Genomic DNA, 26,351 nt, shown 5'->3' on the forward strand with positions numbered 1-26,351 from the left:
CAGGTATTTTATTTTTTTAAAAGTCAAGTTTCAAGCATTATGAAATATTTTTTTACGCGCTTTAGCTTAATCTTCTTGTTTTCTCTCATCCTGGGCTATGCTTTCCTATATTTTCTACCTGCTCCTCCTCTATTAAAACACTTAGATTTCTCAACTGTAGTTTATGATGATAAGCAACAATTATTACGTTTAACACTTAATAAAGAAGATAAATATCGAGTTTTTACACCGCTAAAGCAAATTGCGCCTACGCTTGTAGCTGCTACTCTTTTGCAAGAAGATCAATATTTTTATTTTCACCATGGCATAAATCCACTTGCTCTTATTAAAGCTACTTGGAAAACTTACTTTGAAAAGTCACGACGTATAGGGGCATCAACTATCACTATGCAAGTTGCACGTTTAAGATTTGGTATCAATTCAAAAAAAATATCGGGAAAAGTCATACAGATTATCCGTGCTTTACAATTAGAAATCCATTATAGTAAAGACCAATTACTTGAAGCTTATTTAAATCTTGCGCCTTATGGAAACAATATTGAGGGTGTTGGTGCAGCAAGTTTAATATACTTCAATAAATCTACAGATAAGATTAATTTGCCTGAAGCATTAACATTAGCTGTAATGCCACAAAATCCTAGTAAACGAACACCGCAGAATAAAGATTTAATAGAGATTCGAAATAAATTATTTCATCGCTGGTTAGTTCTTCATCCTAAAGATAAGAAATATACAATAACAATTAATCTACCTCTAGAAATGAGATCTATTCATTCTTTACCTTTTTTAGCACCTCATTTTGTAAACTCAATATTACGCAATAATTCACCTCGCTCAAAAGCTATTCACACAACGTTAAACAGTGATCTTCAACAGCTCTTAGAACGTATTACTAAAAACTATATTCAACGAAAATATCAATTTGGTGTTTATAATGCTGCTGTATTACTAGTCGATGTACGTGACATGAGTATTAAAGGCTCGGTAGGCTCTGCTGACTTTTTTAATAAGGCTATAAGTGGCCAAATTAATGGCACTGAAGCCAAACGTTCGCCCGGATCAACGCTTAAGCCTTTTGTGTATGGCTTAGCTTTTGATCAAGGTTTAATCCACCCTCATACAGTATTAAAAGATGTACCATCGAGTTTTGGCCATTATAATCCAGAGAATTTTGATTATGATTTTATGGGGCCAATTAAAGCGAAAGATGCGTTGATTTTTAGTCGTAATATTCCAGCCATCTATTTAGCTAATCAACTTACTCATCCTACTTTATATGATTTACTTAATGAAGCGCATGTTACCCATTTAAAATCAGAATCATTTTATGGACTAGCGCTCACTTTGGGTGGGGCTGAATTAAGTATGCGAGAATTAGCGAGTCTTTATGCTATGCTTGCTAATGACGGTTTATGGCGTCCAATACGTAGCTATCAAGATGAAAACATACATCCTGGTAAAAGAATGCTAAGTCCTGAGGCAAGCTTTTTAGTTTTAGAAATTTTAAAAGAGACGCCTTATTCAACAACTTATGCGACTAAATATAATTTATATAATAAAGTTGCTTGGAAAACAGGCACCTCATCAGGTTACCGTGATGCTTGGACTGCGGGTATAGTAGGTCCTTATGTTTTAGTAACTTGGATTGGCAATTTTGATAACAAAAGTAACCCAGCTTTCGTAGGTAAAAATATTGCGGCGCCATTATTTTTCGAACTTATAGATGCCATTAAACATGTGAGAGGAAATTTCTCCTCTCTACCTAAAAATATAAATGCTTTAAACTTAACAAAAATTGATGTATGCAAAGCCTCTGGCTTACTGCCAACCCGATTTTGCCGCGATACAGAACAAACATGGTTTATTCCTGGTAAGTCGCCTATTCAAACAGATAATATTTATCGAGAAGTCGCTATTAATAAATTAACCGGCCTTAGAACATGTCATTTTAACGAAAATACTCGCTTTGAAATCTATGAGTTTTGGCCCTCTGATTTGTTAGCTATCTTTAGACAAGCAGGCATTGCTCGCCGGATACCTCCTAGATTTGAAGCTAATTGTGCCTTAACGTCCACTAATACTTTAAAGCCTCAAATTACTTCACCACAGACTGATCTCCATTACATCTTTCGCATCAGCGGTTTACAAAAAACAGCTATACCATTTTCTGCTGTAACTGACGCAGATATTAAGACTTTATACTGGTTTATAAATGATTCCTTTTTAACAAAGACCCGTTCAAATGAGACTTATTTTTGGCAAGCTAAGCCAGGCAATTTTGTAGTTCGTGTTGTTGATGATCATGGGTTTTCTGATGCGCGCAATATAAATATTAAAGTTGAATAAACTTTAAGAAGACACCAATAAATTAATAATGGCATGATTTGCCTTTGGAAAAGAATATGTTGTTAATGCTTCTAAATCCACCCAACGTAAATCTGCTTGGTTTTCTAAACATCGAGCAATTCCTTTAAATTTTTTTATTTGATATACCTGTAAAGTGACCTTTTTAGAAGGGTATTGGTAATTTATTTCAGTTAGAAAGTCAGCAGCTTCTATAACTAGTCCAACCTCTTCGTGAATTTCGCGCACTAATGCCTCATAGAACGTTTCTAAGTATTCTACTTTACCACCCGGAAATTCCCAAAGGTCCCCATGATCGACATGCGTAGGCCTTCTAGTAATAAGGACTTTATTTTGAGCATTAATAATAACGCCCACAACGACTATAATTGACATATTCTATGTTCTTTTAAATCAAAATTTAATAATTAAAGTCTATAAACATTTATCAATTGCCTACGTGTCGCGGCTTGGCCGCGGTATTCAGTTGGCGATCAAATTAAAATCAATTTTAACTCTATTTATGGAGTAATAAGAGCAAAATCATAATATAATGATTCTGCTACCAAGTTTAAGATGAGTTTACAATGGCTAGACATATGCTTAATCTATAATAGCGTGACTTGTATAAAAAAATTGGCCAATAATTGAGATCAATCTAGATGTCGCGGACAAGCCGCGACACATAGGCGGTTGATGGATTAACTAAAGCTAAGCTAATTTGCCATGACAATTTTTATATTTTTTGCCTGAATCACATGGACAAGGGTCATTACGGCCAACTTTTTCTTCGCGTCGACGAAATGGAATTAAATTGCCAGTATCAGATTCATTTTCATCAGTAGCTTCATCTTCATGTACAAAATTCATTTTATGAATCTGCTCAGCGCGTCGCTGCTCTTCAGCCGCATCTACATCTGCTTCACTTTGAATTTGAACCGCACTTAAGATACGAATTAAATCATATTTTAAAGCTTCTAACATTTCTGAAAACAGCGAAAATGCTTCACGTTTATATTCTTGTTTAGGATCCTTTTGCGCATAACCGCGTAAATGAATTCCTTGACGCAGATAGTCCATAGCAGCCAAATGCTCACGCCAGTGATTATCCATGGTTTGTAAAATAATTGATTTTTCAAACTGAGCAAGCACTTCACGCCCTACTTGTTTTTCTTTTTCTGCATACTGTTCTTTATTTAAATTAAAGATTCTTTCATGTATTTGTTCTGGTTGAATATGGTGATCTTCTTCTACCCATTGTTCAATATCAGCTTTGATTTGAAAGTCTTCAGCCAATGTTTTTGTTAAGCCCTTGAGATCCCATTGATCTTCTAAGCTTTGCGGCGGAATAAAGCTATCAACCAAGCTCGTTATTACATCTTCTCGCATAGCTTCTACAACTTCTTTAGGATCACTCATAGCCATAATAGAAGCGCGTTGTGTATAAATGACTTTACGTTGATTATTAGCAACATTGTCATAATCTAATAATTGCTTACGAACGTCAAAATGATGACCTTCAAGTTTACGTTGTGCATTTTCAATTGCTTTTGTAACTAAGCTATGTTCGATGGGTTCACCTGGTTGCATACCTAAGCGACGCATCATTGCAGCAACACGTTCAGAAGCAAAGATTCGCATTAAATTATCTTCAAGCGATAAATAAAAGCGACTACTACCTGGGTCACCTTGTCGGCCAGCTCGTCCACGTAATTGATTATCAATTCGGCGAGATTCATGACGCTCGGAACCAATAATTCGTAGCCCGCCAGCATTTAGAACTTCTTGATGACGTTCATCCCATGCTTTCTTAACTTTAGCCCGCTCTTCTTCAGAAGCATCAGCTGGTAATTGCGCTAACTCAGCAGAAAGACTTCCACCCAATACAATATCTGTTCCCCGACCAGCCATATTGGTCGCAATGGTTACTACCCCTGGACGGCCCGCTTCAGCAATAATTTGTGCTTCTTTCTCGTGAAACTTAGCATTAAGTACTTGATGTTTAATACCTGCTTTCTTTAATAGATGACTAACTAATTCAGAGGCCTCAATGGAAGCAGTTCCCACTAGAACAGGCTGCTTACGAGCAATACAATCTTTTACATCTTCAATGATGGCTTGATATTTATCTTGCTGAGTAAGATAGACCAAATCAGCTTCATCTTTTCGACACATAGTCTTATTTGTTGGAATAACAACAACTTCAAGGTTATAAATTTGTTGAAATTCATAAGCCTCTGTATCCGCTGTACCTGTCATACCCGCCAATTTATTGTAGATTCTAAAGTAATTTTGGAAAGTAATGGATGCAAGCGTTTGATTTTCTTGTTGGATAGCAACGCCTTCTTTTGCTTCAACTGCTTGATGCAATCCTTCAGACCAGCGTCGACCAGGCATAGTACGGCCAGTATGCTCATCAACAATAACAACTTGATTATCTTTAACAATATAATCAACATCACGATGAAACATAGCATGCGCTTTAAGTGCCGCATTAACATGATGCATAAGCATAATATTACTAGCATGATAAAGGCTATCACCTTGATTTAATAAGCCTTCTTGCACGAGCAATTCTTCAATATGCTGATGACCAACTTCTGTTAGGTGAGCTTGCTTTTGCTTCTCATCAATCGTAAAGTCGCCATCATCACCTTCTTTTGCTTGCTTTTTAAGTAATGGTATTAATTTATTTATTTTAATATAAAGTTCAGAGCTATTTTCAGCAGCTCCAGAAATAATTAGAGGGGTTCTAGCCTCATCAATAAGAATCGAGTCAACTTCATCGACTATGGCAAAATTAAGTTCTCTTTGTACTTTGTCTTCTAAGCTAAACGCCATATTATCGCGCAGATAATCAAAACCAAATTCATTATTAGTTCCATAAACGATATCAGCAGAATAAGCTTTCTTCTTCTCTGGGTGGGGCATATCAGGAATAATAACCCCTACTGTTAAACCTAAGAATTCGTAAATAGGACGCATCCATTCACTATCCCGCTTAGCAAGATAATCATTAACAGTTACAATATGAACACCAGCGCCACTAATAGCATTGAGATAAGCTGGTAAAGTAGCTACTAATGTTTTACCTTCACCAGTACGCATTTCTGCGATATTGCCTTCATGTAAAACCATACCACCTATCAATTGAACATCGAAATGTCTAAGTCCTAATGTTCGCTTAGCTACTTCACGCGTGACAGCAAAAGCTTCAGCTAACATTTCGTCTAAGGTTTCACCTTCTGCAAAACGTGCTCTAAACTCATTTGTTTTTGCAGCCAGTTCTTCATCTGATAGACTTTGCATTGAGGGTTCAAATGCATTAATTGATTCGACAACTTTCTCCATGCGTCGTAAGGTACGTTCGTTCCGACTACCAAACATCTTTTTAATCAACGTATTTAGCATTGCCTCGATAATCCTCTAACTGTCTCGCATCAAAACTGTTTAATTTACTAGAATTCTAGCTAAATTGCCATGTATGTTTCATTTTTTCATCAATATCAATAAATTAAATAACTATATCTATTTCTTCATTTAGTCATGAAACAAAGACTTAGCTAAAATAAGTTAATTAATTGCTAAATCAGCCACAATTTCATTCGTTTCTATCCCGGTATGTTCCTGCTCTCTAAGCCAGTTTAATGCTTCGTTTAAATAAAAAATTGCCTTTTTTTGTTGCGCCAAAACAAGCTTATCCTTCCACTGTTTAGCTAAAGGCAACCCATGTGCAAAATTAAAAATAGGCTTAAGTAAAATACTTAATGGCACCCCATGCTCAAATTGCTCAATAACATAATCAAGATAGAGCGCTATAATCTGACTGCGTGTTTTAATCTCTACATTAGGGAAAAACCATTGATGTATGGCTGCTAATGCATAGGGATTTTTACATGCTAATCGTCCTAACATAACCCCATCTACATAATTCATATGGTGTTTGATTGCCGATAAATCAAGGATATTGCCATTAATAATCATAGGAATAGTTGGGAGTTCTTCTTTTATACGATAAACATAATCATAATGCAGGGGCGGAATAGTACGATTTTGTTTGGGACTTAACCCACGTAACCATGCCTTACGTGCGTGCACAATTAACTTATCGCACCCAGCATCTACAAGTTTATGGGCAAAATTAGCAAAAAAATCATAGCTATCTTGATGATCGATGCCAATTCTAATTTTGGCGGTTATTGGTATATTTACTGCTTCTTTCATTGCTGCAATACAATCTGCAACATGCGGTGCTTCAGCCATTAAGCAAGCACCCATACGCCCTGACAAAACTCTATCACTTGGGCAGCCTAAATTCAGGTTAACTTCACTATAACCATATTCATAGGCAAGCTTTACACAAAAAACTAAATCATCTTTATCAGCACCCCCTAATTGTAGGGCTAAGGGAAGTTCCATTCGCGCATACGTTAAGCATCGCTTTGGATTATGCTTGATTGCACCAACGGTCTGCATATCTGTATATAATAATGCAGCGGGCGCAATAAGACGCATTAAAACGCGAAAATGTGTATAACTCCAATCAATCATTGGAGCTATTGCTAGTGGTGAAAGAAGCGCATCAACCATGAGTTATGATTACAGCAAATTATAAGGGCCTATTATAATATATATTCTACTTAAAATGAGCTTTTTCCTGAAATTTGTTTAATTATTTTGCTTTTAAATGTTGATTTATTGGCAAAACTCACAATATAGCTTTCAAAGCCGTTACTAGAAGCTGTAATTTTGAGCGTCCTTGAAAAACATTTACATCTAATTTGTAGGCAACATGAACTTTCTTTGCGCGATGATTGGGCCAATTTGCTAAATCCACGTTAAACGCTATTGCATCCATAGGTTCACCGCCCAAATGGTGCACCAACGTTAATTTAAGATGATGCTGACCCACTAAACGTTGTTCTAATATTTCAAATTCATTATCAAAACAAGGTTCAGGAAATTGTTGCCCCCAAGGTCCTGCTTGCTGAAGTAAGGTAGCCATTTCCAGATTAAGATCATGAATATCAAGGGGCCCATCTGTTAGTAATAATCCTTCACAATGAGAGACATCCATATGCTTTTCAACCTCGGCAATAAAAGCTTGGCGAAAAGTGTTAAAATTGTTAGGATGCAGGCTTAAGCCAGCAGCCATGGCATGCCCACCGAATTTACTAATAAGCCCTGCATGATTCTTATCAATAGCTGCCAATACATCGCGAATATTTAAAGCTGCTATTGAACGAGCCGAACCTTTTATCTCATTTTCGCTCACAACTGAAAAAATAATAACTGGACGATGGTAACGATCTTTTAACCTTCCAGCTAAAATACCTATAACGCCTTGGTGCCAAGCAGGGTCAATTAAACACAATGCAATAGGCAATTGTTGCGAGTATTCTATTTGCTGAGTTAATTGTTCAATTGCTCTTAAAGCTTGCTCTTTCATTTCAGCTTCAATCACTCGTCTTTCTTGATTTAATTCATCTAAATGCTCTGCTAATTTTTTCGCTTGATTAAAATCATCACATAATAAACACTCAATGCCTAAAGACATATCATCTAGACGGCCAGCTGCATTTAAGCGAGGCGCAATCGCAAAACCTAAATCACTTTCGCGAAGACGTGAGTAATCACGCCTAGTTATTTCTATTAATGCCTTAATACCAGGTCTGCATAAACCTTGACGAATTCGTGCCAAACCTTGATTAACAAGGATTCGATTATTTTGATCAAGAGGAACAACGTCTGCTACAGTGCCTAAGGCTACTAAGTCTAAAAGTTGAGCCATATTAGGTTCAGGTAAAGATTGCTCTGTAAACCAATTATGATTTACAAGATACCTACGCAATGCAAGCATGACATAAAAAATAACGCCAACACCAGCAATTGCTTTACTATTGAATGGATCATCTAACTGATTAGGGTTAACAATTGCGCAAGCTTGTGGTAACAGCTCGCCGGGTAAGTGGTGATCGGTAATAATAACATTAATGCCAGACGCATTTGCAGCATCAACACCTTCTATACTAGTAATGCCATTATCAACAGTAATAATTAAGTTTGGATTCCATTTTTTAGCTACTTCAATAATAGCTGGTGTTAAACCATAACCATATTCAAAGCGATTCGGCACTAAATACTCAACGTTTGCCGCACCCATACTACGTAAGGCCGATACGGCTAAAGCTGTTGATGTTGCGCCATCTGCATCGAAATCACCGATAATTAAAATTCGTTGCTGCTCATATAAGGCAGTCTTAAGACGTAAACAAGCTTTATCTATTCCAGTTAAATGACTAAAAGGTAGTAAAGTCTGTAGACGCTTATCTAATTGAGTTTCATCAGTAATACCACGCGCTGCGTAAATTCGTTGCAAAACTGGTGAGATGCCGCCTAATGTTGGCAATGAATCTGGTAAAGTCCTTTGTTTAATTAGCATTCATTAATCCTCGCCATAACTTATTCCACCAATACTTTTTCGTTATTTGATATGCAGTATTATTCCAAAACCAGTTCACTGTGCGATTTTTTAGCAACTCAGCAACCTGCTCAATATCCTTATGACTTATATTTTTTAGCAGCAAAATACTTTTGTTATCAATAGGCTCATTTAATTCTAACTGTTTTATATACTGAGAAAAAGCTGATCTATATTGAACATCATTAGTCATAATTAATTTTTTAGAATTTAGTGCAAACTGTCCACCACCATAAAACCATAACCCATTAATGATAGGCTTATTCATTCGTTGTAAATTATAGGTATGATTAGTCAAAAACATTTGTAGCTCAGTAAATATACGCTGCCAATAAAGTGTGCTATCCATTTCCTCTAAAAAAGGCATTAAAGATTTATGCATTATAAGATGTACAGGTTGGCTATTTAACTGTGGTTTATTAGTAGCGTTAATTAACCATGTATAGGCATTATGGTAATGCATAGAAAAATTCTCTTCCAGAAGAAATTGTTCAACTTCTTTAAACCAAGCATGAGATTCTTCATCGCTTAACTCTAATCCATTATTTGCTGCAACAACAAATGCATCATTATGGCTGGCTTGCCAGAAAATAGGCGATGCTACAAGCCATTCTCCTTCTAATTGGTAATACTGTTTTAGCAGAGCTCCTAAAGGAGGCGAGCTGGACTCGTAACCCAGCACTGTTAAAAAGTTTAATTCAAAATTACCTTGCGTAATTAAAGACTTAGAAATTGGTGGTGCTGTTGAGAAATTATTATCATCTAGAATTACATCCATATTAAATTACCTTCAATTAAAACAGTTTTGTTGTAGCAGAAATATTATTTTTAGTATCTAATGATTTATTTTTTATACTAAAATCCGGCAGCATGTTCGTAAGTTCTAACATTAAGCCACATCGCTGAAGCCCGCGAACAAGCTGCGGGACGTAAATATAAAGCAGCTTTAATCACTTAGATCTGTTAACTATTTACCAAACTTTTATTCCTAGTAATAGATTAGATACTGGCAACAACTTAGGAATTTTGTCATTTCCGCGAAGGCGGAAATCTATCCTTAAACTTGCACTGTACTTACATAGAAATGGATTCCCGCCTACGCGGGAAGAACAGCATTGTTTTAAGTTGCTGCCATTAAGTAATCTATTACTCTTCCAGCCTTAAGCTCTTTTAACCTTTGCTTACATTCCGCGACTTGTTCGCAGAATCCAGGATTTAGTTTCGCTAATCTTGTCTTGAATTAAGAAACTTAGAAAGCAACTAGGGTTTAAATTGCCTCAGCGTAGCCGTCCCTTTTAAAAAGAGTTTTTAAATTTCTTAATGCTTGTCTTATGCGCTGATTATTTTCAATTAATCCGAAACGAACAAAGCTATCTCCTTGCGGCCCAAATCCTATACCTGGAGATACAGCTATATAAGCCTCTTTCAATAAATATTTTGAAAATTCTAAAGATCCTAAATGGCGATAAAAGGGGGGAATTTTTGCCCAAACAAACATAGTGGCTTTGGGCTTTTCTACTTGCCACCCTAAATCTTGTAAGCCTTCGCACAATACATTACGTCGCCATTCATAAAGTTTACAAATGTCCTTAACACAATCATCTGACCCTTCTAAAGCAGCAATTGCCGCAACTTGAATGGGCGTAAATGTACCATAATCTAAATAAGACTTTATACGCGTTAGCGCTGCAACTAATTCCTCATTACCACATGCAAATCCGACTCGCCAGCCAGGCATGTTATAAGATTTAGATAAAGAATAAGTTTCAATAGCAACATCAATTGCTCCAGGTACTTGTAAAATAGAAGGCGCTTTATAACCATCAAAAACAATATCTGCATATGCTAAATCATGAATAATCCAAATTTTATGCCTCTTTGCCAAAGAAACAACTTCTTCAAAAAAAGCATAATCAACACAGTGTGTACTTGGATTCGCGGGAAAGTTAATAACTAATGCTTTAGGACGCGGCCATGTTTGCTCAATAGCTTCTTCAATAGCGCATAAAAACTGTTTTTCTTCAATTAAAGGGATTTGTTTAACATTAGCACCTGCAATAATAAAACCATAGGTATGAATGGGATAAGCAGGATCAGGCACTAAGACTGTATCACCCGGTCCACTAATTGCGAGAGCCAAATGTGCTAACCCTTCCTTTGAGCCAATTGTAGTAAGCACTTGTTTTTCAGAATCTAAATGAACATCATAATTTTTCTTATACCAATTAGCCATAGCTTGTCGTAAACGGGGAATTCCTTTAGACATAGAATAGCGATGTGTATCGGGACGTTTCACTGTTTCAATTAATTTATTGACTATATGAGGTGGCGTAGGCTGATCTGGATTTCCCATGCCAAAGTCAATAATATCTTCGCCGCGCGCTCGTGCTTCTGCCTTTAATTGGGTTAAAGTATTAAATACATAAGGCGGTAAGCGCTTAATACGCGAAAATTGACTCATAATTTTACCTCTGTGTTATAATCAATTAATATTATTTAATGGCCAAAACGATGCATATCAGTTTAGAAAATAGTGATCAATACGCTATTCAAGGTTATAGCGAAACAGAAGTCAAAATTGATTCTGTTATTTATGAGCACAATATCATAGTCAGTAAATATGGTGTTATAACAGACTGGCCTCTAACTTGTATTCAGCATTTAACCGAGGAAAGTCTAAAACCCTTATTAACTCTTTCACCTAACGTAATTATTATTGGTCACGCTCTAGAGGGAAAATTTGCCCCTATTTCCTTACTACAAACGTTATCTAATCAACGTATTAGTTTAGAGTCAATGTCAATCGGTGCAGCCTGTCGTACTTATAACATTTTACTTAATGAGCAACGTGAAGTAGCCTTAGGACTTATTCTACCATAATTTAAATTTAGCTACCTACTTGCCGGCGCGCTTCAAGCACATTAGGAACGCGCTCTAGTTTATTTAATAAACGAGATAAACTATTTAATCCATCTATTTCGACTGTCAAGGTAATAAAGGCTGTGTTATCGTGCTTACTACTTTGAGTTTGGAGAGCATAGACATGTGCACGCTCATTAGCTAATACAGCAGTAAGATCGCGCAGTAAATCTTGGCGATTAAAGGCCTTTATTAAAATATCAACGACATAATGATCCCTTGTTGAACTACCCCAACTAACTTGAATTAAACGTTGACGCTGCCTTTCGCTAGAGTGAATAATATTGGGGCAATCTTTTCGATGAATAGAGACACCACGACCAATAGTAATATAGCCAACAACTTCATCACCCGGTAAAGGCTGACAGCAGCGAGCCATAGTGGTAAGCAGATTACCTACACCCTCAATCTTTAAATCACTGCCTCGTGTTTCTGGAATAGGCTGTGGCTTTGCTTTTACAATGACTTGTTCAGGCACTATATCTTCTATCGGCGATAAGCGATGTAAAATTTGGCCTAATTTAATATCGCCTCTGCCTAATGCTGCGAGCAAATCATCTAATCGCTTGAAATTAAACGCAGTAACCACATCATGCAGCCGCTCTGCTTTAATGCCTAAATTTTTTAATTCTTTATCTAGTATTTCCTGACCTTCTGCACGGTTTTTATCATAATCTTGCATCTTAAACCAATGCAGTACCTTAGCCTTAGCTCTCGAGGTTTTTAAATAATTAAGATGCGGGTTAATCCAATCACGAGAGGGACGCTCTTCTTTACCAGTCAGAACCTCAATACGGTCGCCTGTTTTTAAGGCATAGGTTAAAGGAACTATAGCACCATTAACTTTTGCACCTCGACAACGATGGCCAATTTGACTATGAACATGATAAGCAAAGTCAAGTGGCGTCACCCCATTTGGTAAATCCAATACGTCGCCATCGGGTGTAAAGACATAGACTCTGTCTTCTAAGAATTCCCTTTCCATGGCTTCAGATACACCACTTGAGGTTGCCATTTCCTTATGCCAAGCTAATACATCGCGTAACCATTCAATCTTACGTTCATGGCTTTCTTTACGAGTTTGCCCGCCTTCTTTATATTTCCAATGCGCAGCAACCCCCATTTCCGCTAAATCATGCATTTGAAATGTACGAATTTGTACTTCAAATACACGGCCTTCCGGCCCTTCTACAGCAGTATGTAAAGATTGATAACCATTTGGTTTTGGATTGCTAATGTAATCATCAAACTCTGCAGGAATTTGTTTCCATAAAGAATGAACCATAACTAAAACGTCATAACATTGGTCAACCGTTTCAACCAGCACCCTTACTGCTGTAGCATCATATATTTCATCTAAGGAGACATTTTTTCTAGTCATCTTACGATAAATACTATGAATATGCTTAGACCGGCCATACACTGCAAAATGTGTTGCACCTGCTTCTCTAATCCGTTTGTTAAGTTCGTCTACAATGACGTCAACATACTTATCACGTTCTAAACGCTTTGCCTTTAATCCTTTCGCAATTGCTTTATATTCTTCCGGATGGAGATAGCGAAAAGCTAAATCTTCCATCTCCCATTTAATAGCACCAATACCTAATCGATTAGCCAATGGGGCATAAATATCCATCGCTTCTGAAGCTATCTGTTTACATAAAGCTTCAGGTAGTTGTGCAGAAGCACGTAACAAACACAATCGCTCAGCTAATTTGATTAATACAACCCGCGCATCATCAACCATTGCTAACAACATTTTACGAACGTTATCGAGCTGATGTTTATTTTGCTGATAAGCATTTAAAGGCTTCAAAATATTAATGGCATTCATTCTTTCAATGCCTTTAACCAACTTAGCAATGGGCGCACCACACTGTTCTTCTACATCATCTAAGGATAAATCAGCATAATGGACACTAACAAAAATAATAGCCGCAATTAGAGTATCTTGGTCGACTTCTAAATCTGCTAGAATATCAGCCATTAATAAACCTTGCTGTAAACAGGAAAAACCTGATTCTGTTGCATGATCAAGGCAGGCTAATTGACTTAAGGTACAAGCATTCCTTATTTTATTTAAATCTTGAAAGTAGCCTTTTGACCCTAATTGAGATAACCATTGCTCAACGTCAACTTGTCCATCTGCGGTAATCCATGGTGTGCTTTCTTTAACCTTAACCATACTTCACCTTTTCTCAAATAGGGCAATAGATTCAACATGGGCTGTATGTGGAAACATGTCCATAACCCCTGCAGCTTTTAAATGATAACCTAACTCATTAACCAAAACATGACTATCACGAGCCAAGGTTGCAGGATTACAGGAAACATAAACTAGCCGGTGAATTTTAAAATTAGCAAATTGTTTAATAATTTCCAATGCACCTGAGCGTGGCGGATCAATTAATGCTTTGTTAGCATTCCCTATCGGAAATTGCCTTAAACTATCTGGCTTATCAAGATCAGCACAGTAAAAATCTGTATTAGTAATACTATTATTTTGTGCATTTAATTTTGCTCTTAAGACCATAGCCTCACTGCCTTCAATACCTATGACTCGTGCGCACCGCTTAGCAAGCGGTAGAGAAAAATTTCCCAAACCGCAAAACAAATCTAGTACAACATCATCTTCGTTTAAATCCATTAACTGCATGGCTTGGTTAATCATTAACTGATTTAAACTGGCATTAACTTGCGTAAAATCTGTAGGATGAAATTTAAACTTTATTTCTTCATTAGATAAACTATAGGTTAAAAAATCATTATCAGCTTTTGGGTAAAAACGCGTAACTGTCGAAGCATTACCGGGTTGTAGAAATAAAGTAAAGCCACTGCTATTACTAAATAGTTTTAATCTTTCATTATCTGCTTCACTTAAAGGCTCTAAATTACGTAAAATTAAAGCAACTTCTTTATCACCTGCAGCCACTTCAATCTGAGCAATACTATGTGGGTTATCTAAAGAATCAATTAATTGTTTTAAATCAGGAATATGTTTATCTACTTTAGTATGTAGAATTGGGCACTGATTAATCTCCGCAATATAACGAGGGTTATCTTTTTCTCTAAAACCAACCAATGTAGCTTTTTTCTTTTCCACGTAACGCACGCTTAAACGTGCCTTACTGCGATAATTCCAGCTCGTACTTGCAAGAGGAGCTAGAATAATTTCTGGCTTAATATGAGCGATACGCTGTAATAAATCGAGTAGTAATGATTGCTTTTCTTGTATTTGCATATGCTCATTTAAATGCTGTAACGAACAGCCACCGCAAACCTGATAATGCGGACAACGAGGCTCAGCACGCATAGCAGACGCAGCTACTACCGTTAACGTTTTACCTTCATCAAAATCTTTTTTTATTTTAGTGTATTGAAAGTTGACTGTTTCGCCAGGTAATGCACCTTGAATAAAGGTCGTTTTACCATTAATACGTGCAATGCCACGCCCATCATGACTAAATTTCTCAATTTGAGCGACTTGAGGTGCCCGGGTTAAGTGACGCTTATTTCCCATTCTATAACTCTACTTTAAAGCGATGATTTAATTGTAAAATTAGGCTCAATTATAACCATACATCAAATAAACAATTTTTTTTCAGCATTATAACTAAATTTTAATCAAACTTACTCGTTTAATCTAAAAGTAATTAATCTATTGATAAATTCGGTACCGATTTCAATAAAGAGTCAATTTCTTGAGCTGATAATTCATGGTAACTACCACGTGATAAGAATCGAGGCATAATAATATTACCATAACGAATACGTATTAATCGACTTACCTCAACCCCTTGTGACATCCATAGCCGCCTTACTTCGCGGTTACGGCCTTCGGTTAAAGTAACGTGATACCAAGTATTACTCCCTTCCCCGCCTCTAAATTCAATTTGCTTAAATTGAGCAAATCCATCATCAAGCTTTACTCCCTTTAATAATTTATTAATTATTTCTGGACTTACTTGTCCATGTACACGCACAGCATACTCTCTTTCTAAACCAAAACTAGGATGCATTAATTTATTAGCTAGCTCGCCATTAGTGGTAAATAATAATAATCCTGATGTATTAATATCTAACCGGCCAACCTGGACCCAGCGACCTTGGCGCAATTTAGGTAACTTATCAAACACAGTTCGTTCATGCTTAGGATCATGACGGCTTGAAATTTCTCCAACTGGCTTATGATAAATTAAAACTCTAGTTTTTAATTGTCTTTTTAAAGGATTATTAATTAACTTACCTTTTACATTAATTTTATCATTGGCTGTAGCACTATCTCCTAATTTTGCTATTTGCCCATTTACACGAACTAATCCTTGTTCAATCCAGCGTTCCATTTCCCTTCTAGAACCAAATCCTGCTTGGCTCAATATCTTTTGTAATCTTTCAGCGGTCATAATTAAGTGTACTCTTTGGCAAATATTTGTGAGCTATCTGTAAGCGCGGTATTGTCTTCTAAAGGAGGTAATTGTTCAATCGTTGATAAGTTAAAATAATCTAAAAATTGCTTGGTAGTTATATAAACAGCTGGTTTTCCAGGTACATCCCGATAACCACCAACCCTTATCCACTCCCTCTCAAGTAATGTCTTTAATATTGAAGTACTTACACTAACGCCCCTAATTGCTTCTATATCAGCACGAGTCACGGGTTGTTGGTAAGCAATAATGGCTAAGGTTTCTAATAAAGCCTTTGAATATTTAGGTGGTCTATCAGCTTGGAGACGACTTATCCAGGGGCCATATTGTGCTCGAGTTTGAATACAATAACCACTTGCAAGTTCTACTAGCTCGATTGAGCGGTTAGCATAGTCTAAATCTAATTCATGCAAAATTTTTTTAATTAAATTGTGAGCAGGTTTTTGCCAAATTTCAAAAGTATCTATGATTTGATCAAGTGTTAAAGGGTTTTCCGAACTCATTAACAGGGCTTCAATAATGTTTTTTAATTCATTATTAGTCATTACTTTGCCTCTCAAGCCGGATAGAAGAGAAGTTCTCTATTTGCGTAATAGTTAAGAGCGTTTGTCTAGCTAATTCTAAAATAGCCAATAAAGTGACTATAATCCCCATACGCCCCTCTTTAAAAATTAAAAGTTCAACAAAGGTAGTAGATTTATCTTTATGTACTTTTTCTAAAACCCAGAGGATGCGTTCTTTAACTGAGAGTGTCTCTTTAGTAATACGATGCGTACCTTTATGGTTTTGTTGTTCGATTAACCCTAGCATCGCTTTCATTAAATTGAGCAGGGAAACTTCAGGATGGTAAATAACATGTGATAATCCTTGCGATTTTATATCAAAACGAAAGTTATCACGCTCACAACGTGGTAAAGCATCTAACAGTTCAGCAGCTTGCTTAAATTGTTCGTAACGTTGCAATTGCTGTACTAATGCAAGTCGCGGATCTGCTTCCGCTTCTTCAACCAAACTAGGATTTTTAGGCAATAAAAGCCTTGATTTAATTTCTGCAAGCATGGCTGCCATGACTAAATACTCAGCTACTAACTCTAAGCGATTCTCCGCCATTAGCTGTATATAATGCATATATTGCTCTGTTATTATAGCAATTGGAATATCCATAATATCGATATTTTGTCGCCGAATTAAATATAACAATAAATCAAAAGGTCCACTGAATGACTCTAATAATAATTCTAAAGCATCAGGTGGAATAAAAAGGTCAGCTGGCATTTGAGTAAACGGTTTACCGCTTACAGTTGCAATAGTGGGCGCTAATTGTTCTTTATCAGCAATCATTAGTAATCAAGGCCCATCACTTCACGTACATCCTTTAGTGTTCTATTTGCCTCATCTCGTGCCGCATCGCTACCTTCGGCTATAATTTGCTTTACTGAGCCAAAGTCGGATTCAAAATCTTGAATAGATGTTTGAATTGTTTTTAATTCTTGATTAATAGCATCTATGATTGGCCGCTTACACTCTATACATCCTATACCAGCAGTCCGACATCCCGTTTGAGCCCAATCTTTAACGTCCTCAGAAGAATATATTTTATGAAATTGCCAGACTGGGCACTTTTCTGGCTCACCTGGATCAGTTCGCTTGATTCGAGCGGGATCTGTGGGCATAGTCAAAATTTTACGTTCAACAGATGCAGGCTCTTCTCTCAAGCTAATTGTATTATTATAGGATTTTGACATCTTTTGCCCATCAATTCCGGGCATTTTAGGCATTTCAGTTAATAAGGGCTGGGGTTCGGGCAATATAATTTTACCAGAACCATCTAAGTAGCCTAAAAGTCGTTCTTTGTCTCCTAAAGATAAATTATGTTGATTAGTTAGAAGCGCTTGTGCTGTATTTAATGCATCAAAATTACCATCTTGCTGAAACTGCTTTCGTAATTCAGTATATAATTTGCTATTTTTTTTCCCCATTCTTGTTATGGCTTCTTGAGCTAACGCTTCAAAATTAGGTTCACGACCATATAAAAAATTAAAACGACGAGCTATTTCACGAATAAGCTCAATATGAGATATTTGATCTTCTCCTACGGGAACATACGATGCCTTATAAAGTAACACATCTGCACTTTGCAACAAGGGATACCCTAAGAATCCATAAGTAGCAAGATCTTTATCACGTAACTTTTCTTGTTGATCTTTAAATGTTGGAACACGCTCTAGCCAACCAAGGGGTGTTATCATAGATAAGAGGAGATGTAATTCGGCATGCTCTGGAACCCAGGATTGAATAAAAAGCTTACATAAACTAGGGTTAATTCCACAGGCTAGCCAATCAATAATCATATCCCAGATGATTGTCTCAATATAACCAGGATCATCATAATGAGTTGTTAAACCATGCCAGTCAGCAACAAAAAAATAACAATCATATTGATGTTGTAAAGTAAGCCAATTTTTCAGTACGCCATGATAATGACCAAGATGCAAACGACCACTGGCACGCATACCGGAAACCACTCTTTTATTTAAATTAAATAAAGCAGACATAAAACCTCAAAATAGCACTATTTAAAGTACAGCGAAAATTAATTTTATCTAAAAGGTTCTGGGTCACCCTTACCCTCCCTTAAAATGGCGGGGTAATCACCTGTTAAATCAACCACGGTAGTTGGTTCATAACCACAATTCCCTCCATCAATAATTAAATCAATTCTACTACCTAAAATATCCTGTATAGCTTCAGGTTGACTTAAGGGAGCCTGCGCACCCGGTAGGATTAATGATGTACTCATTAGGGGTGCATGAAAATGCTCTAATAATGCTAATGTAATGGTATTGTCAGGAATACGCAGACCTAATGTTCGTCGTTTAGGGTGTAACATTAATCGAGGAACCTCATGGGTCGCTTGTAAAATAAAGGTATAAGAACCAGGAGTAAAGGCTTTTAATAAACGAAATATAGGATTTGAAACGCGGGCATAAGTACCCAATTGCGACAGATCACGACACACTAAGGTCATATTATGATTTTTATCTAAATGCCTTAAAAGCCTTATTCGCTCTAAAGCACTTTTATTAGCCAGCTTACAGCCTAATGCATAACCCGAGTCGGTTGGGTAAGCAATTAAGCCCCCATCTTCAATAATCTTTGCAGCCTGTCTTAATAAACGTGCCTGCGGATTATCAGGATGAATTGCAAAAAATTGGCTCATATAGTCCCCTATCAGATATTCCAGTTATGCCAAATAGGCGTACAGTTTAGCGGTAGTTGTGGTTGTCGTCCAAGAGAAATACGAGATAAGGAATCACCATGATAATCTGAACCGGTTGAGGCTAATAATTCAAAATACCTACAAAGGGCAACAACATTATTCATTTGATCTAAGCTTATATTTCCTGATACTACTTCTAATCCCTCACCACCTGCTTGCTTAAATTCTTTAATTAACTCTCGTAATTTAGTTTGAGTTAACTGATACTTTAATGGATGCGCTAAAACAGCCTGCCCGCCGGCTTTAATTATTCCTTCTACTGCTTCAGCAACAGAAATCCATGGTGTTTCTACGTAAGCTGGCTTACCTCGACACAAATACTGCTTGAAAGCAGCTTGAATATCAATCGCTTTAGCGTCTTCAACGCATAATCTAGCAAAATGTGGTCGACCAATTCTATCATGACCAGCAAGCTGGCAAGCTCTTTCAAAAGCATTATTAACACCAATATCAGCTAGTTTTTCTGAAATTTTTTTAGCTCGATTAATGCGGTTATTATTTTGCTTATTAATTAAATCATTAAAGAAATAATTAGCAATATCTACACCTAAGCCAATGATATGAATATCATATTTTTTCCAGCGCGTACTAAATTCAATACCGGTGATAATTTTTACAGAATAATCATTTTTTATTTTTAATAAATTCTTTACACCTTCAATAGTATCATGGTCAGTTAAAGCCATCACACGCAAGTTAATTGAATTAGCCTTCTCAATTAACTCTTTAGGAGAAAGAAGACCATCGGAAAAGTAGCTGTGGCAGTGCAGGTCAATCATAGATCTATTTCATTAAATTTCATACATTAATATTAGAAGATTTCGTTATCTTATTGGTTTTTAATTTTAAGAATAAGTGTAATTATACATTACATTATTATGCAATTTATATTTAATATGTTATTCAATACTTGCAGAAAAGGAGGTTTTTGAACTATTCTTTAGGTAAATAACTAACCATTTTTAACATACCATTGAGCAGTACAACGCAAAGCGAACACGTTTACTTACCTCACTTAAATGTGCAGCGTTTGGCTAATTTATGTGGCGTTTTGCATGAAAATATTCTTTTACTTGAGAAATCTCTGCAATTATCTATAAAAATTCAGCAAAACAAATTGATTTTACATACTAACTCTCCTGCCAATTTACTCCGTGCAAAATCTATTATTCAAGAGTTATATCGCCTTGCTGAACAGCCAATTAGCCCAGATACTGTACAGTCTCTACTCACTTTTGAGGACAATGAAACTATTATGAGAACAATTAATTCTATTAAATTAAGTCGAAAAGTTATTTTACCTAGGAATAGTAAACAAGCTGAATACTTAACCAGTATTGATAAAAATGATATAATTTTTGCTGTAGGGCCTGCGGGTACTGGTAAAACATATCTCGCTGTATCTAAAGCAATAGAATGTTTTGAAAAAGGCGAAGTACAACGTCTAGTGTTTGTCAGGCCAGCAGTTGAAGCAGGTGAAAAACTGGGCTTTCTACCGGGTGATTTAGTTGAAAAGGTTCTTCCTTATTTACGGCCTATTTATGATGCAATTTATGAAATGTTAGGATTTAAAGAGGCACAAAAATTAATTCAAAATGATGTCATTGAAATTCTTCCCCTTGCTTTTATGCGCGGACGAACGTTAAACGACGCATTTATAATTTTAGATGAAGCGCAAAATACTACGATTATGCAAATGAAAATGTTTCTTACCCGAATGGGATTTGGTTCTAAGGCAGTTGTAACGGGTGATATGACTCAAGTCGATTTACCCAAAGGAACTCAATCAGGACTTTCCCATGCTGTTAACCTATTTAAAGATTTAAATGAAATTAGCATTCATACATTTACTAGTCGTGAAGTGGTCAGACATCCATTAATTTCTCGTATTGTAGAGAGTTATGATGAAGAAGCGGAGGGGAAAAATGGATGATTGTTGTTTAGATTTAGACAAATATATTGACATTCAGGTTGCCTGCAAAAAACCTCTACCTATTGTTGAAAATATTTTATGTGATTGGGTTAATCTTACTTTAAGAGAATTAAATGAAACAGCAGAACTAACGTTACGGCTTGTTGAAATACAAGAAATCGCTGAATTAAATAAAAATTATCGAAAAAAAGATAAACCAACTAATGTTTTGGCTTTTCCAAGTAATTTACCTAAAGAAATTCAATTAGAATGCCCTTTTTTAGGCGATATTGTCATTTGCCCAGACGTTTTAGAACAAGAAAGTAAAGAGCAAGAAATAGAGCTAGAAGCTCACTGGGCACATATTGTCATCCATGGTGTACTTCACTTATTAGGATATGATCATATTAAAGAGAAAGAAGCTCATATAATGCAACAGATGGAAATTAAATTATTAGCAACCTTAGGTTATGCTAATCCCTATCAACAAGAGGATGCGATTTGTGAATAAAGTAGACGATGCTAATTCGTGGTTTATGCGTTTAAAACAATTCCTGCAAGTTGAGCCACAAAATCAGGAAGAATTAATTAGCTTATTACGTGATGCTCAAATTCGCTCACTTATTAATGCTGAAACATTAGGCATGATTGAGGGCGTTATTCAATTCTCGCAAATGAAAGTACGAGATATTATGTTGCCTAAAAAGCAAATGACAACCATTTCACAAGATGATAATTTTGAAAAGGTAATAGAAATTGTAACAAGTTCTGGCCACTCTCGATTCCCAGTAACAGGCGATAATCCTGATGATGTTATCGGCATTTTACATGCTAAGGATTTGTTAAAGTTTTATGCAAATAATGCTGGTGAGTTTGACTTAAGTGATATTGTCCGACAAGCAACTTTCGTACCGGAAAGTAAACGTTTAGATCTTCTTTTAAGTGACTTTCGAAGCAATCGTAATCATATGGCCTTGGTGGTTGATGAATATGGTACAGTCAATGGCTTTGTAACCATTGAAGATATTATTGAACAAATAATTGGCGATATAGAAGACGAGTTTGATGTTGACGAAGAAGCCTATATTAAGGAACATGGCGACTCACATTATATTATTAAAGCTCACATGCCTATTGAAGAATTTAATGAGTATTTAGGTGCACACTTTAGTGATGAAATCTATGATACAATTGGCGGTATTGTTATGGCTAATTTTGGTTACCTACCTAAACGAGGCGAAGTAACTATCATCGATCAATTTGAATTTAAAGTTATTAATGCGGATGCAAGACGAATTAAATTATTAAGTTGTTTTGATAAACGCACTAATACTGTTGATACAACAGATAGCTTATATCAAGACAATTTACCTACCTTTTCCAAACAGAAAGGATAAAATGTCCAATATTTCTCGTTAAAACTAAATCAAACCGAGGGTTAATTATTAAATGAACAGTAACATTTTAATTGTTGATGATGATATAGAGCTTACTGATTTATTAGAACAATATCTTGAACCAGAAGGTTTTAACGTTATTTGTGTTCATGATGGAGAAAGTGCTGTCAAGAAAGCTTTAAATCAATCTTTTGATGCGATTATTTTAGATGTGATGTTACCTAGGTTAAATGGTTTTGAAGTGTTAAAGGCTATCCGTGAACATCTGGAAACACCTGTACTAATGCTTACTGCTCGTGGTGATGATATTGATCGCATCGTTGGCTTAGAAATTGGGGCAGATGATTATTTACCTAAGCCTTGCAATCCACGGGAATTAGTTGCCAGACTACGGGCAATTTTACGTCGAACTCAAAAAATACCCGCACAACGACCCATTATTGAGCTACATAATATTGTAGTTGATTGTTCTAAAAGATTAGCAACCCATCATGGGCAACCTATGGAGTTAACTAATGCAGAATTTAATATTTTAGAAATGTTAATAAAATCACCAGGTCAAGCATTCTCGAAAGAAGAGTTAACTGAATATGCACTAGGTCGAAAGTATACAGCTTATGATCGAAGTATTGACGTTCATATCAGTAATCTTCGCAATAAGTTAGGTGATAATGATCAAGGTGAGCCCCTCGTTAAAACTGTCCGGGGGTTTGGATATATGTTTAATGCGTAGTTTATATTGGAAAATATTTCTATCTTTTTGGCTAGCAACTATTCTCATCATTATTACAACAGCCTGGGTAACCAGTGAAATTGCCCAAAAATCTTCGATACCAGCACGTGAACATGTCTTTATGGATAGCTATGCTAATGCAGCTGTAGCTACTTTTGAATCAGGACAACACGCAGCCTTAAAGAAATGGCTTGCTCAAACTGGCGCTTCTAAAAAAATGACTTTGTACCTATTATGCAGTACCGGTGAAATAATAGGTAACTCCGCGCCTCCTTTAGAAATTAAACAAATTGCGTCTGATTTAGTTAATGAAGAGCTTGATGAAGGATTACTTAAATTTGGAAATTTAATTATAAGTCATGAGATTTTATCCACCTCAGGCAAAGCTTATCGGTTAGCCGCTGTTAGTGAAAAACCGCTTTCTCACTTTGTTGTTATACCTTGGGCAGGTTTAACTATCCGTCTAACTATCGCTATTTTCATTAGTGGGCTGATTTGCTACCTACTCTCGCTCTATTTAACCCAACCTTTACGCTCTTTAGGAATGGCTGCAAAATCAATCGCAACGGGGAAATTAAATACCCGAGTTGGCCAGTTTAAAGGGCATTATCGCGATGAAATTGCTCAATTAAGCAATGAATTTGATAGGATGGCAGAACAATTAGAAAGCCTAATTAGCTCTAAGGAGCGTTTGTTACAAGACATCTCTCATGAACTACGCTCACCTTTAGCCCGCTTACAAATTGCTATTGAATTAGGCCGAAAAAAAGCATCACCCACGGCTGATATTGAATTCTGCCGTATGGAAGTTGAATGTCTACGTTTAAATAACTTAATTGGTGAGATTTTACAATTTGCTCGACTTGATCGCTCAACAGAAGAACTTAATAAAACACATGTTAATATTTTAGACTTAGTGAATCGAATTATCGAAGATGCTAACTTTGAATTTGGTGAAGATCAGGATAAAGTTCAATTAGTTTCTGCAGAAAATTATGAATTATTAGTCGATGAACGCCTTATGCATCGAGCGCTTGAAAATATAGTCAGAAATGCTATGCGTTACTCACCTCCTGATAAAAAAGTAACTATCTCTTTATCAACTAACATAGAAAAAACAGCTCTATTTATTGATATTGATGATTGCGGTCCAGGCGTGCCAGAGGACCAATTAAAAAATATATTTAGTCCATTTTATCGAGTTGATACATCCCGAGAAAAGAAGACAGGTGGTTATGGCCTAGGTTTGTCTATCGCTGAGAAAGCGATACAATTACATCAGGGCTCTATCATAGCACTTAATCGACCAAAAGGTGGTTTGCGAGTTCATGTTACTTTACCCCTTAAGCCTACTCTTGCTTACTCATGAATTAAAGAAAAATTATAAAATTATATTTTATGCAGAATTTATTTATGTTTAATTTAGATCCCGCGAACAAGTCGGGAAACGTAGGTGAAGATTAAAGGGCTTAAGGCAGCGATAGCAAGGCAATAATAATGATCACTTAATGGCGGTAACTTAACAAACAGCCCTGTCTTTCCCGCGTAGGCGGGAATCCATTTCTATGTAGGCACAGTGCAAGTGTAAAGACAGATTTCCGCCTTCGCGGAAATGACAAAATCCTTAAGTTGTCATTGTTATCTGAGCTATTACCAGGAATAAAAGTTTGGTAGAAATTAAAATAGTTAGCTGCCCTAAATAATTAAAGCTGATTTATACCTACTTTCCGCAGCTGGTAGCTAAGATCCCGTGAGGTGGCTGGCTCTTGAAGCCTCTACAAATATTTCACATTTTAATGGACAACGTTTAGCGACATAAAAGAGCCTTCGAATCGTTTAGGTTGAACTTACATTAATTTAGCAATATATGCGCATATCTCCTTTCTTTTAAGGAACTTATATGCTAAAGCTATTATCAATAATCAATAAAAGCTTTTATTACAGGGTAGTTTTAAATGAGCTATGGAAAATACTTAAATAAGTTTAGCAGTTTATTTTTTTTTCTAGGTTTCGCTACAGCTAAGTTACAACTTCTTCCTTTTTATTTTTTCTCATTTATTACGTCTATTTTTTCATTAGCTTGTTATTTAACAGGATATTTACTTTGGTTGGTTGCAAGTTTTATTAATCCACATTCAGACAAGCATTCTGGCTTTTGGTATGGATTTACATCATTTACAACCCAACATAAAGTTGCTGCTACATTGGGCGCAGCTGCAATAATTTGCTTTTTTATTGCTCTTACCTCGCCTTTTGTCGCTATTCCAGCAGTTTGGCTATATGCAGCCGGTAATACATTTTGGTGTATTGCAGAATATCATAAATGGAAACATCCACCACAAGATCAAGAATATTCAGCAAAAAGGCAAGCAAACTATTTACAATATGCTTTATTAACTACAGCCACTAGTTTTGTAACAGCTTTATCCATTACTTTTAGCATGATTTTTCCTTTATCTGGCTTCGCCATCTTAACAAGTGCGGCCATAATTAGTTTAATATTTAGTATTCAATCCTTAAATGCTTGGGCAAGCGTAAACCTTTCCAAGGATAAACCAGATTGCCCTTTAACTGAAAGCTACTTACAAATGGTAGAAAACCTTAATATAGCTAAATCTGAAATAGCACAAGCTCCTAAGCAAGAAAAAACAAGTAGTGAAAAATCAACGCCACATAAACCTTTATTTATTGATGAAGCCTGCCTTTATTTAACGAATATTTCAGCAAATGAAATTAATATTCAAATAGAGCCATCAACAACTTATTCTCTAAACTAAGTAGATATATCTTGTTAAATCAGAGAAACAAATTACATAGGGCAAAATTTGCAATTTCCTCTATCCTAACCTATTTTTTTAAAGG

The 26,351-nt window shown here is 36.1% G+C and carries 22 protein-coding genes; 8 read left to right on the forward strand and 14 right to left on the reverse strand.

The window, feature by feature from the left end; all coding sequences use genetic code 11:
* Positions 1–39: 39 nt before the first annotated feature.
* On the forward strand, positions 40–2,346 hold the full coding sequence (pbpC, locus tag DYH30_RS07910; protein ID WP_115332528.1) for a penicillin-binding protein 1C: 2,307 nt from the start codon (positions 40–42) through the stop codon (positions 2,344–2,346).
* 3 nt (positions 2,347–2,349) lie between these two features.
* Here pbpC and mutT read toward each other — a convergent pair whose 3' ends face one another.
* From mutT to alaC, 6 genes are all read right to left on the reverse strand, one after another.
* Positions 2,350–2,739 (reverse strand): 8-oxo-dGTP diphosphatase MutT, encoded by a 390-nt coding sequence (mutT, locus tag DYH30_RS07915; RefSeq protein WP_115331140.1) that lies wholly within the window; start codon positions 2,737–2,739, stop codon positions 2,350–2,352.
* A 315-nt stretch (positions 2,740–3,054) separates the two neighbouring features.
* Positions 3,055–5,754: a preprotein translocase subunit SecA gene (gene secA / locus DYH30_RS07920; RefSeq protein ID WP_115331141.1), complete on the reverse strand. Its 2,700-nt coding sequence runs from the start codon at positions 5,752–5,754 to the stop codon at positions 3,055–3,057.
* 162 nt (positions 5,755–5,916) lie between these two features.
* Positions 5,917–6,933, reverse strand: coding sequence for a tRNA dihydrouridine(20/20a) synthase DusA (gene dusA / locus DYH30_RS07925; RefSeq protein ID WP_115331142.1), 1,017 nt, complete (start codon positions 6,931–6,933; stop codon positions 5,917–5,919).
* A gap of 118 nt (positions 6,934–7,051) precedes the next feature.
* On the reverse strand, positions 7,052–8,785 hold the full coding sequence (gene recJ / locus DYH30_RS07930) for a single-stranded-DNA-specific exonuclease RecJ (protein ID WP_115331143.1): 1,734 nt from the start codon (positions 8,783–8,785) through the stop codon (positions 7,052–7,054).
* Positions 8,775–9,602 carry a hypothetical protein gene (locus tag DYH30_RS07935; protein WP_115331144.1) on the reverse strand — a complete coding sequence of 276 codons (828 nt, stop codon included), beginning with the start codon at positions 9,600–9,602 and terminating at the stop codon, positions 8,775–8,777. The genes recJ and DYH30_RS07935 overlap by 11 nt, the downstream gene beginning before the upstream one ends.
* A gap of 489 nt (positions 9,603–10,091) precedes the next feature.
* Complete coding sequence (gene alaC, locus DYH30_RS07940; protein WP_115331145.1) at positions 10,092–11,285, reverse strand: alanine transaminase; 1,194 nt, start codon at positions 11,283–11,285, stop codon at positions 10,092–10,094.
* A 50-nt stretch (positions 11,286–11,335) separates the two neighbouring features.
* Between alaC and DYH30_RS07945 the strand changes: the two genes are divergently transcribed.
* The gene (locus DYH30_RS07945; protein ID WP_115331146.1) at positions 11,336–11,704 is read left to right on the forward strand and encodes an Mth938-like domain-containing protein; all 369 of its coding nucleotides are present in this window, start codon (positions 11,336–11,338) and stop codon (positions 11,702–11,704) included.
* Positions 11,705–11,711: 7 nt separating this feature from the next.
* Here DYH30_RS07945 and relA read toward each other — a convergent pair whose 3' ends face one another.
* From relA to DYH30_RS07985, 8 genes are all read right to left on the reverse strand, one after another.
* Complete coding sequence (gene relA, locus DYH30_RS07950; protein ID WP_115331147.1) at positions 11,712–13,928, reverse strand: GTP diphosphokinase; 2,217 nt, start codon at positions 13,926–13,928, stop codon at positions 11,712–11,714.
* A gap of 3 nt (positions 13,929–13,931) precedes the next feature.
* A complete protein-coding gene (gene rlmD, locus DYH30_RS07955) occupies positions 13,932–15,263 on the reverse strand; it encodes a 23S rRNA (uracil(1939)-C(5))-methyltransferase RlmD (RefSeq protein ID WP_115331148.1) in 1,332 nt (443 codons plus the stop codon).
* 133 nt (positions 15,264–15,396) lie between these two features.
* A complete protein-coding gene (gene rluB, locus DYH30_RS07960; protein WP_115331149.1) occupies positions 15,397–16,146 on the reverse strand; it encodes a 23S rRNA pseudouridine(2605) synthase RluB in 750 nt (249 codons plus the stop codon).
* Positions 16,147–16,148: 2 nt separating this feature from the next.
* Positions 16,149–16,712: an SMC-Scp complex subunit ScpB gene (gene scpB, locus DYH30_RS07965; protein ID WP_115331150.1), complete on the reverse strand. Its 564-nt coding sequence runs from the start codon at positions 16,710–16,712 to the stop codon at positions 16,149–16,151.
* Positions 16,705–17,508: a segregation and condensation protein A gene (locus DYH30_RS07970; RefSeq protein ID WP_115331151.1), complete on the reverse strand. Its 804-nt coding sequence runs from the start codon at positions 17,506–17,508 to the stop codon at positions 16,705–16,707. Before DYH30_RS07970 ends, scpB begins: the two co-directional genes overlap by 8 nt.
* Positions 17,508–18,722, reverse strand: a complete 1,215-nt coding sequence (locus DYH30_RS07975) for a tryptophan--tRNA ligase (protein ID WP_115331152.1) — start codon at positions 18,720–18,722, stop codon at positions 17,508–17,510. The genes DYH30_RS07970 and DYH30_RS07975 overlap by 1 nt, the downstream gene beginning before the upstream one ends.
* Before the next feature lie 44 nt (positions 18,723–18,766).
* Positions 18,767–19,387: an L-threonylcarbamoyladenylate synthase gene (locus DYH30_RS07980; RefSeq protein WP_115331153.1), complete on the reverse strand. Its 621-nt coding sequence runs from the start codon at positions 19,385–19,387 to the stop codon at positions 18,767–18,769.
* An 11-nt stretch (positions 19,388–19,398) separates the two neighbouring features.
* Positions 19,399–20,226, reverse strand: coding sequence for a PHP domain-containing protein (locus tag DYH30_RS07985; RefSeq protein ID WP_115331154.1), 828 nt, complete (start codon positions 20,224–20,226; stop codon positions 19,399–19,401).
* Between the two features lie 338 nt (positions 20,227–20,564).
* Here DYH30_RS07985 and DYH30_RS07990 point away from each other — a divergent pair, with 338 nt between their 5' ends.
* The 6 genes from DYH30_RS07990 to DYH30_RS08015 all read left to right on the forward strand — a co-directional run bounded on the left by DYH30_RS07990 (position 20,565) and on the right by DYH30_RS08015 (position 26,266).
* Positions 20,565–21,380: a PhoH family protein gene (locus DYH30_RS07990; RefSeq protein ID WP_423202809.1), complete on the forward strand. Its 816-nt coding sequence runs from the start codon at positions 20,565–20,567 to the stop codon at positions 21,378–21,380.
* Entirely contained in the window at positions 21,349–21,870 is a 522-nt protein-coding gene (ybeY, locus tag DYH30_RS07995; RefSeq protein ID WP_242604652.1) for an rRNA maturation RNase YbeY, read from the forward strand. The genes DYH30_RS07990 and ybeY overlap by 32 nt, the downstream gene beginning before the upstream one ends.
* A complete protein-coding gene (locus tag DYH30_RS08000; protein WP_165482108.1) occupies positions 21,863–22,756 on the forward strand; it encodes a CorC family transporter in 894 nt (297 codons plus the stop codon). Before ybeY ends, DYH30_RS08000 begins: the two co-directional genes overlap by 8 nt.
* Positions 22,757–22,808: 52 nt before the next feature.
* A complete protein-coding gene (gene cpxR, locus DYH30_RS08005) occupies positions 22,809–23,489 on the forward strand; it encodes a two-component system response regulator CpxR (protein ID WP_115331157.1) in 681 nt (226 codons plus the stop codon).
* The gene (cpxA, locus tag DYH30_RS08010; protein ID WP_115331158.1) at positions 23,482–24,858 is read left to right on the forward strand and encodes a two-component system sensor histidine kinase CpxA; all 1,377 of its coding nucleotides are present in this window, start codon (positions 23,482–23,484) and stop codon (positions 24,856–24,858) included. The genes cpxR and cpxA overlap by 8 nt, the downstream gene beginning before the upstream one ends.
* Positions 24,859–25,444: 586 nt before the next feature.
* Positions 25,445–26,266, forward strand: coding sequence for a hypothetical protein (locus tag DYH30_RS08015; protein ID WP_115331159.1), 822 nt, complete (start codon positions 25,445–25,447; stop codon positions 26,264–26,266).
* Positions 26,267–26,351 lie beyond the last annotated feature (85 nt).

It is taken from the genome of Legionella busanensis (assembly GCF_900461525.1).
Taxonomy (GTDB): Bacteria; Pseudomonadota; Gammaproteobacteria; order Legionellales; family Legionellaceae; genus Legionella_C; species Legionella_C busanensis.